The 9,181-nt window shown below is 67.3% G+C and carries 6 protein-coding genes; all 6 read right to left on the bottom strand.

Features of this window, described 5'->3' with window-relative positions; translation table 11 throughout:
* Positions 1-69: 69 nt before the first annotated feature.
* The gene (locus J9315_RS17545) at positions 70-939 is read right to left on the bottom strand and encodes a DUF3566 domain-containing protein (RefSeq protein WP_249120965.1); all 870 of its coding nucleotides are present in this window, start codon (positions 937-939) and stop codon (positions 70-72) included.
* Complete coding sequence (gyrA, locus tag J9315_RS17330; RefSeq protein ID WP_211978518.1) at positions 936-3,584, bottom strand: DNA gyrase subunit A; 2,649 nt, start codon at positions 3,582-3,584, stop codon at positions 936-938. The genes J9315_RS17545 and gyrA overlap by 4 nt, the downstream gene beginning before the upstream one ends.
* A 178-nt stretch (positions 3,585-3,762) precedes the next feature.
* Positions 3,763-5,760, bottom strand: a complete 1,998-nt coding sequence (gene gyrB, locus J9315_RS17335; protein ID WP_198500092.1) for a DNA topoisomerase (ATP-hydrolyzing) subunit B — start codon at positions 5,758-5,760, stop codon at positions 3,763-3,765.
* A gap of 190 nt (positions 5,761-5,950) precedes the next feature.
* Positions 5,951-6,463, bottom strand: a complete 513-nt coding sequence (locus J9315_RS17340) for a DciA family protein (protein WP_198500091.1) — start codon at positions 6,461-6,463, stop codon at positions 5,951-5,953.
* Positions 6,460-7,614 carry a DNA replication/repair protein RecF gene (recF, locus tag J9315_RS17345; protein ID WP_198500090.1) on the bottom strand — a complete coding sequence of 385 codons (1,155 nt, stop codon included), beginning with the start codon at positions 7,612-7,614 and terminating at the stop codon, positions 6,460-6,462. Before recF ends, J9315_RS17340 begins: the two co-directional genes overlap by 4 nt.
* Positions 7,615-8,754 carry a DNA polymerase III subunit beta gene (gene dnaN / locus J9315_RS17350; protein ID WP_171006973.1) on the bottom strand — a complete coding sequence of 380 codons (1,140 nt, stop codon included), beginning with the start codon at positions 8,752-8,754 and terminating at the stop codon, positions 7,615-7,617.
* Positions 8,755-9,181: the final 427 nt, after the last annotated feature.

The following is a 9,181-nucleotide window of genomic DNA, read 5'->3' on the forward strand; positions in this document are numbered from 1 at the left end:
ACAGCGTGCCGGCGCGCGGATCCTGTGCTGCCGGACCGGTCAGTTCAGACCGGTCATTTGAGACTCAGCTCAGTCGTCGGTGAGCGTCAGGTGGAAGCCTCCGGCGATGAGGGAGCCGATGTTGTAGACGAAGGCCGCCAGCGTCGAGAGCGCAGTCATGAGGACGATGTTGATGACCGCGATGATGAAGCCCGCGGCGACGACCCGGCCGAAGCCGAAGATGCCGACGATCCGCTCAGCCGACTCCGCGCCGGCGAGCTCGGTCATCGTCGCCTCCAGGCCGCTCATCACGCCGGTGGCCTGGAGGACGATCCAGAGGACGACGAACGCGACGATCGTCGCGATGCCGATGGCCACGGACATGAGGAACGACATCTTCATGACCGACCACGGGTCGACGGCGGCGACGGTGAGGCGGACGGTCCGGGGACCCTTCCGCTTCTTCCCCTTGCCGTTGTCGACCATGTTCTTCACGCCCATCTTCACGCCGCCGGAGCTTGCGCGCACCGTGTTCGCGACGTTGCCCATCACCGAGGTGGCCGGACCGCTGCCGGTCCCGCCCGCGGTTTGGGAGGCGGTCGACTGGGAGTCAGCGGTCTGCGTGCTCGCCGAGGTGGCCGGGGCGGTGGGTGCCGATCCCGTCGACGGTGCGCGGCCGGGCTTGGGCGAGGCCTTCGGGGCCGGCGGAGCGACGACTGTGGCCTTCTCCGTCGCCGGGGCAGCGGACTTCTCCGCCTTCGCCGAGGTGCCGGTGCGCGGCGCAGAACCGCCGCGCCCGCTGTTCGACGATCCCGAGGAGCCCGAGCGGCCGGAACCGGAGGACCCGGACGAACCCGAGCTCGCAGCGGTCTCGCTCTTGCCGGAACCGGCGGTCAGACGGGTCGATCCGCTCGATGTGCGGATGATCTTGCCGGGTCCTGACTGCTTGTTGTCGCTCACTCTTCCACATCCTCGCTGCCGGTCTCGGGGTCCAGACCTTCAGGTTCTGCGCCGGCGGTGTCGGCACCATCGGTCGCAGCACCCTCGGGCTGGGCACCCTCGGTCTCGGGTGCCGCGGCCTGAGGAGCTGCGCCCTCGAGTGCCGGAACCTCGGCGTCGTCTTCGTCTTCCACTGCGGTTTCGGGTCCACGGGTTACTGCGATGATACGGTCATTCTTGCCCGGCTTCGCGAACACCACACCCATGGTGTTGCGTCCCTTCGCAGGAACCTCGTCGATATTCGATCGCACCACCTTACCGCGCTCCATGACGACGAGGACCTCTTCTCCCTCGTCGACGATGAGGCCTCCGACCAAGTCTCCGCGCTGCTCGGTGATCTTCGCAACTCGGATTCCCAGGCCGCCGCGGCCCTGGACGCGGTACTCGTCGACCGGGGTGCGCTTGGCGTAGCCGCCCTCGGTGACGACGAAGACGTACGTGCCCGGCTGGACGACGTCCATGGTGAGCAGCTCGTCGTCCTTGAACTTCATGCCGGTGACACCGCCGGTGACGCGGCCGAGCGGCCGGATCGAGTCGTCGTCGGCTGCGAAGCGGATCGACATGCCCTTGCGGGAGATCATGAGGAGGTGGTCCTCGGATCCGACGATGCGTGCGGAGACGAGTTCGTCCGGCTCCCCCTTGTATTCGCGCAGGTTGATGGCGATGACGCCGCCGGTGCGGTTCGAGTCGTACTCGCTCAGGCGGGTCTTCTTGACGACACCGGACTTCGTCGCGAGGACGAGGAACTCGGCTTCGTCGTAGTCGCGGATCGAGAGCACCTTCGCGATCGTCTCACCCGGCTGAAGTGCCAGGAGATTCGCAACGTGCTGTCCCTTGGAGTCCCGGGAACCCTCAGGGATCTCATAGGCTTTCGCGCGGTAGACGCGGCCGGTGTTCGTGAAGAAGAGGAGCCAGTTGTGCGTCGAGGTGACGAAGAACTGCTCGACGACGTCGTCGCCGCGCAGCTGAGCGCCCTTGATGCCCTTGCCCCCGCGATGCTGGGCGCGGTAGAGGGTCGACTGGGTGCGCTTGGCGTAGCCGCCGCGCGTGATCGTCACGACGACCTCCTCCTCGGGGATGAGGTCCTCCATCGACACGTCGCCGTCGAACCCGGCGAGGATCTTCGTGCGGCGGTCGTCGCCGAACCGGTCGACGACCTCGTCGAGCTCCTCGGAGACGATCTCACGCTGGCGCGCAGGCGTTTCGAGGATGTGGTTGTACTCGGCGATGAGGGCCTCGATCTTCTCCGACTCCTCCTGGATCTTCAGCCGCTCGAGGGCCGCGAGGCGACGCAGCTGGAGGTCGAGGATCGCGTTGGCCTGGAGTTCGTCGACCTCGAGGAGCTCCATCAGCCCGGTCCGCGCCTCGTCCGAGGACGGGGAGCGGCGGATCAGGGCGATGACCTCGTCGAGGGCGTCGAGGGCCTTGAGGTAGCCGCGCAGGATGTGGGCGCGCTCCTCGGCCTTGCGGAGGCGGAACTTCGTCCGGCGGACGATGACCTCGATCTGGTGCTTGACCCACAGGCGCAGGAACGAGTCGAGCGAGAGGGTGCGCGGCACGTTGTCGACGAGCGCGAGCATGTTCGCGGAGAAGTTCTCCTGCAGCGAGGTGTGCTTGTAGAGGTTGTTGAGCACGACCTTCGCGACGGCGTCGCGCTTGAGGACGATGACGAGGCGCTGGCCGGTGCGGCCCGAGGACTCGTCGCGGAGGTCGGCGATGCCGGCGACCTTGCCGTCCTTGACGTACGAGGCGATCTTCGCCGCGAGCGTGTCGGGGTTGACCATGTAGGGCAGCTCGGTGACGACGAGGCACGTGCGGCCCTGGATCTCCTCGACCTCGACGACGGCGCGCTGGGTGATCGATCCGCGGCCGGTCCGGTAGGCGTCCTCGATGCCCTTGTGGCCGAGGATCGTCGCCCCGAGCGGGAAGTCGGGACCCTTGACGATGCCGAGGAGGGCTTCGAGCGCCTCCTCCTTCGTCGCCTCGGGGTGGGAGAGGAGCCACTGGGCGCCGGCGGCGAGCTCGCGGAGGTTGTGCGGCGGGATGTTCGTCGCCATGCCCACCGCGATGCCCGCCGAGCCGTTGGCGAGCAGGTTGGGGAACCGGGAGGGCAGGACGACGGGCTCGAGGCTGCGGCCGTCGTAGTTCGGCTGGAAGTCGACGGTGTCCTCGTCGATGTCGCGGACCATCTCCATGGCCAGCGGCGCGAGCTTGCACTCCGTGTACCGCGGTGCTGCGGCCCCGTCGTCGCCGGGTGAGCCGAAATTGCCCTGTCCGGCGATGAGCGGGTAGCGCATCGTCCACGGCTGGACGAGGCGGACGAGGGCGTCGTAGATCGCGGAGTCGCCGTGCGGGTGGTACTGGCCCATGACGTCGCCGACGACGCGGGCGCACTTGGAGAAGTTGCGGTCGGGGCGGTACCCGCCGTCGTACATCGCGTAGAGGACGCGGCGGTGGACGGGCTTGAGTCCGTCGCTGACGTCGGGCAGCGCGCGCCCGACGATGACGCTCATCGCATAGTCGAGGTACGACTTCTGCATCTCGAGGTTGAGATCGACCTGTTCGACGCGGTTGATCTCGGTGGGGGTTTCAAAATCGTCAGCCAATGTGGGCTCTTCCCTTGTGTCGTGACCGTTCTTCTGGCCTCGGTGCCCTCTCCCTCAGCGGGAGCAGCGCTCCCGCCCGTGAAGGCGCGGGGTCCGTGGCGAACGGCGGCGGATGGAATGTGCGTGGCAGGAGTGCGGATCCGGCGCCGAGGTGGGGCATCCGGATCCGCATGCCGGCTCAGATGTCGAGGAAGCGGACGTCCTTCGCGTTCTCCTGGATGAAGCGGCGACGTGAGTCGACGTCGTCGCCCATGAGGACGGTGAAGATCTCGTCGGCGACGATCCCGTCGTCGAGGGTGACCTGCCGGAGCAGACGCGTGTCGGGATCCATCGTCGTCTCCCACAGCTCTTCGTAGTTCATCTCGCCGAGGCCCTTGTAGCGCTGGATCGCCTGTTCCTTGGGCAGCCGCTTGCCCTCGGCCTTGCCGGTGGCCAGCAGCGCGTCGCGCTCCTTGTCCGTGTAGGCGAACTGGTAGGGCGCGTTCGACCACTTGATCTTGTAGAGCGGCGGCATCGCGAGGTAGACGTAGCCGTGTTCGATGAGCGGCTTCATGTACCGGAAGATCAGGGTGAGCAGCAGCGTCGTGATGTGCTGGCCGTCGACGTCGGCGTCGGCCATGAGGATGATCTTGTGGTACCGGAGCTTGTCGAGGTCGAACTCCTCGCCGATGCCGGTGCCGAAGGCGGTGATCATCGCCTGGACCTCGTTGTTGCCGAGTGCCCGGTCGAGCCTGGCCTTCTCGACGTTGAGGATCTTGCCGCGCAGCGGCAGGATCGCCTGCGTGAACGGGTTGCGTCCCTGCACGGCCGAACCGCCGGCAGAGTCGCCCTCGACGATGAAGACCTCGGAGATGTTCGGGTCCTTCGACTGGCAGTCCTTGAGCTTGCCGGGCATGCCCGAGGACTCGAGGAGGCCCTTGCGCCGGGTCGCCTCACGGGCCTTGCGCGCGGCGAGTCGGGCCTGCGAGGCCTGCAGCGCCTTGCGCACGACGTCCTTGGCCTGGGCGGGGTTCGACTCGAGCCAGTGTCCGAGCTCGTCGCGGACGACGCGCTGGACGAAGCCCTTGACCTCGGAGTTGCCGAGCTTCGTCTTCGTCTGTCCCTCGAACTGCGGGTCGCCGACCTTGACGGAGATCACGGCGGTGAGGCCTTCGCGGATGTCATCGCCGGTGAGGTTGGGGTCCTTCTCCCGCAGCAGCTTCTGCTCGCGGGCGTAGCCGTTGATGAGCGAGGTCAGCGCGGTGCGGAAGCCCTCCTCGTGGGTGCCGCCCTCATGCGTGTTGATGACGTTGGCATACGTGTGGACCGACTCGCTGAAGGCCGTCGTCCACTGCATCGCGATCTCCAGGGAGAGCGTCTCGGAGGTCTCCTCGGCTTCGAAGACGATGATGTCGGGGTTGATGAGATCGACCTTCTTCGCCGAGTTGAGGTATTCGACGTAGTCGAGCAGCCCGTGATCGTACTGGTACGTGACCTCGCGCGGCTTTGCGTCGGCCTCTTCGTCCTCGTCGATCTGGACATTGTCGTCGTCGACCTGGGCGTGGCGCTCGTCGATGAGCCTGATCTTCAGACCCTTGTTGAGGAAGGCCATCTGCTGGAACCGCGCGCGCAGGTACTCGTAGGAGAAGTCGGTGGTCTCGAAGATCTCCGCATCGGGCCAGAAGGTGACGATCGTGCCGGTCCTGTCCGTCGGCTCCCCGCGCTGCAGCTCACCGGTGGGCACGCCCCGGCGGAAGTCCATCGTCCAGTGGTAGCCGTCGCGGAGGACCTCGACGTCGAGGCGCTCGGAGAGCGCGTTGACGACGGTCGAGCCGACGCCGTGGAGGCCGCCGGCGACCGCGTAGCCGCCACCGCCGAACTTGCCGCCGGCGTGGAGGATCGTGAGGATGACCTCGACGGTGGGCTTGTGCTCGGTCGGGTGCATCGCCACCGGCATTCCGCGGCCGTTGTCGGCCACGCGCACTCCGCCGTCGGCGAGGATCGTCACGTCGATGTCGTCGGCGTATCCGGCCATCGCCTCGTCGACGGAGTTGTCGACGATCTCCTGCACGAGGTGGTGGAGTCCGCGCTCCGAGGTCGACCCGATGTACATGCCAGGGCGTTTGCGGACCGCTTCGAGACCTTCAAGTACCGTGATGTCCCCGGCGTCGTAATGGGGCTGTTCCTCGGTCGTCATGTGACTCCTCGTGCAAATGGACGTTATCAGCTCACTATTCTACCGCGCACGGCTGACAAATGCCCGCAATCGGCACAGAAACGTCCATATCGGGATTTTCGACCCGGCAGACGTACCCCCGGACGCAGACGGGTCCGATTATCGCCGCTACAGGCCTTCTGCTGATTCTGCCGACATCGCCGATCTCCCTCTATCCGAAGGTGTCGCGCGGACCGCGTCCGCGCACGCTGCGGCGGCCCTTCTTGAAGGTCCGCCCGGCCGGCCCGCGGATCTCGAGTTCGGTGATCGTCGAGGATCCCAGTCCCGCCTCGAGGGCCCGAAGGATCGTCGGACGCAGCACCCGCAGCTGCGTGGCCCAGGTCGTCGAGTCCGCGGCGATGACGAGCAGCGGCGGAGAGAAGTCGACGGGAGTGCAGTGGCGGGCGACCTGTTCGCCGACGAGGTCGGGCCAGCGCCCGAGCACCTTGCCGATGTCGATCGACGACGACCAGCCGCGGGAACTGATGAGTCCGCCGAGGACCGAGGAGATCGCCGTGGGATCGCGTCGGTCCTTGCCCGCCGAGGTGTACGTGACCTCCGCGCGGATGCGGGAGCGGCGGCGACTGCGGACGAATCGCGCCTCGGTCGCCTCCATCCGCCGCACCCGGTCGAGGGCTTCGAGGGCGGCGACCGGGGTCGCCTCGTCGCGTTGAATGCCGCTCATGAGGCGGGCTCCTCATCCGGGCCGTCGGTCCGGAGCATTGTCGACTGATCGATCCGCGCGCCATCGAGACCCGCGGGCAGGTCGGCGTCGACGGCGGCGGTGACGAGGACCTGCTCGGCCGCGGTGATCCGTGCCGCCAGCCGGTTGCGTCGCCCGGTGTCGAGTTCGGCGAAGACGTCGTCGAGGACGAGGATCGGCTGTTCGGCGGTCGATCCCGCGTCCGCGCTGAGGAGATCCCAGCCGGCGAGCTGCATCGCCAGGGCGAGCGACCACGTCTCACCGTGGGAGGCGTACCCTTTCGCCGGGTGCGAGCCGATCATCAGGGAGAGGTCGTCGCGTCCGGGGCCGTGGAGGGTGACTCCGCGGTCGATCTCCGTCGTCCGGCGCCGCTCGAGGGCGCCGAGGAGGAGTTCGCGGGCCTCGCTCGCCGAGGTGGTCTGCGAGTAGTCGATGCGCGAGTCGTAGGTCGCGCTCACTCCCTGCCTCTCCAGGCGGGCGTCGGCGGCGATGTAGGCGAAGTTCTCCTTGAGCGGGTCGACGATGTCGGCGAGCACCCTCTGCCGGCCGAAGACGAGTTCGGCGGCCGCCTCGGCGTAGGCCATGTTCCAGATGTCGAGGGTCGCCTCGAGTCCGGGATCGCGGTCCTCGCGGAGGCGCTTGAGGAGGGCGTTGCGCTGCTTGAGGGCACGCTCGAAGTCCGTGATCACCGAGGCGAAGCGCGGATTGCGGGCGACGACGAGGGTGTCGATCCACGACCGCCGCTCGGCCGGTTCGCCGCGCACGAGGGCGAGGTCCTCGGGAGCGAAGACGACGGCGGAGACGAGTCCGAGGATCTCCCTGATCCTCACGGGTGAGCGGTTGACCCGGGCGCGGTTGGCGCCTTTGGCCTGGATGGAGACTTCGACGGCGGCATGCCGCGTCCCGCGGTTGACGAGGGCGGAGACGGTGGCCGAGCTCGCCTCCTCGTGGACGAGTGGGGCGTCGAACGCCACCCGGTGGGAGCGCAGATGCGCGAGATACCCGATCGCCTCGACGATGTTCGTCTTGCCGGTGCCGTTGTCGGCGACGAAGGTGGTGACTCCGGGCCCGAACTCGAGGTCGAGCTCGGGATACGACCGGTAGTTACGCAGCGAGAGTCGGGATATCCACATTCAGATGCGCGTGGGCATGAGCAGGTAGCGATACGACTCATCGGCCGACGAGTCGAGGTCCTTCTGCCCGGAGATGATGACGGGCTTCATCGGCTGGGTGAAGGAGAAGTTGACGTAGGGGCTCTCGATCGCCGCGAGTCCCTCGGCGATGTAGTGCGGGTTGAAGCCCACGGTGATCGGCTCGCCCTGGAGCACGGCTTCGACGGCCTCGGAGGCCTGTGCGTCGTCGCCGGTGCCGGCGTGGAGGGTGAGCATGCCGTCACTGACCTCGAAGCGCAGCGGAGTGTTGCGCTCGGCGACGAGGGAGACGCGACGCACGGCTTCGCGCAGCACCGCGGTCTCGACGATCGCGTGGATCGGCACGGAGTCGGGGAAGAGCGAGCGGACCTTCGGGTACTCGCCCTCGACGAGCAGCGAGGTCGTCACCCGTCCCGCCGAGGTGAAGGAGATGAGGTCCTTGCCGGCATCCGTGCTCAGGCCGATCGTGACATCCCCGCCGAGGGACTTCGAGACATCGGAGAGCGTGCGGCCGCGCAGCAGGGCGACCGCGGAGACGTCGGGGCGACCCGGGTTCCACGTGAATTCGCGGACGGCGAGGCGGTAGCGGTCGGTGGCCAGCAGGGTGACCTTCTCGCCTTCGATCTCGACGCGGACGCTGGTGAGGATCGGCAGGGTGTCGTCCTTCGACGTGGCGATCGTGACCTGCGAGACGGCGTTCTGGAACTCCCCGGCGGAGACGGTGCCCGAATCGTCGGGGACCTGCGGCAGCGACGGGTATTCGGCCACGGGCATCGTCATCAGCGAGAAGCGCGAGGAACCGCACGTGACGTCGACCTTCGACCCGACCTGTTCGAGGGTGACCTCCTGGTTGGGCAGCGCCTTGGAGATGTCGGCGAGGAGTCGACCGGAGACGAGCACGGTGCCCGGGGAGACGACGTCGGCGGAGATCTCGACCCGGGAGGAGACTTCGTAGTCGAAGACGGCCAGGCGCACCGTGCCGCCGGTCTCGGCGGTGATGAGGATGCCGGTGAGGACGGGAGCGGAGGGCCGATTGGGGAGGGTCTTGGTCGCCCAGGTCACGGCGTCGGCGAGGACGTCACGATTGACTTTGAACTTCAGAGGGGTTGCTTCGGCGTTCACTTCACTCCTTCGGGAAATCACCCGATGTGCTCGCGACTGTGGCTTGACGGTGCTCGGAAAACTGTACACAGCCTAACCGATGATCCGATACCCGAGCGTGGTCGTCACGGCTGCCCGGACGATCGCCGAGGCGGTGCTCACCACCGCGGATCTCGGATCCGAGAATCATCGCCGAGGCGATGTTCGAATAGTCCTCAGCCTCCGGAGTGACCGCACGGTAGCCGAGCCGTCCGCCGAGCGCAGTCGATGGCGTCCGCCCTCCTATCCCCTTGAGTTGATACAGCAGAAGTATCAGCACCTGTGGAATCTGTGGACGACGGTCGGGGAGGTGCCGGAGATCAGGGGATCGCCGCCTCGGCGAGGGTGTGGATCGCCTGTGCACCGCAGGATGACCGGACGGGGAGGCCTGGGTAAGCACAGGCGTGTA

The organism is Brevibacterium sp. W7.2 (assembly GCF_018137945.1).
In the GTDB taxonomy this organism is placed as follows: Bacteria; Actinomycetota; Actinomycetes; order Actinomycetales; family Brevibacteriaceae; genus Brevibacterium; species Brevibacterium sanguinis.

Coding starts and splice junctions, on each gene's coding strand:
- gyrB (WP_198500092.1), bottom strand. CDS start 5,760: ATGACGACCGAGGAACAGCCCCATTACGACGCCGGGGACATCACGGTA.
- recF (WP_198500090.1), bottom strand. CDS start 7,614: ATGTGGATATCCCGACTCTCGCTGCGTAACTACCGGTCGTATCCCGAG.
- J9315_RS17340 (WP_198500091.1), bottom strand. CDS start 6,463: ATGAGCGGCATTCAACGCGACGAGGCGACCCCGGTCGCCGCCCTCGAA.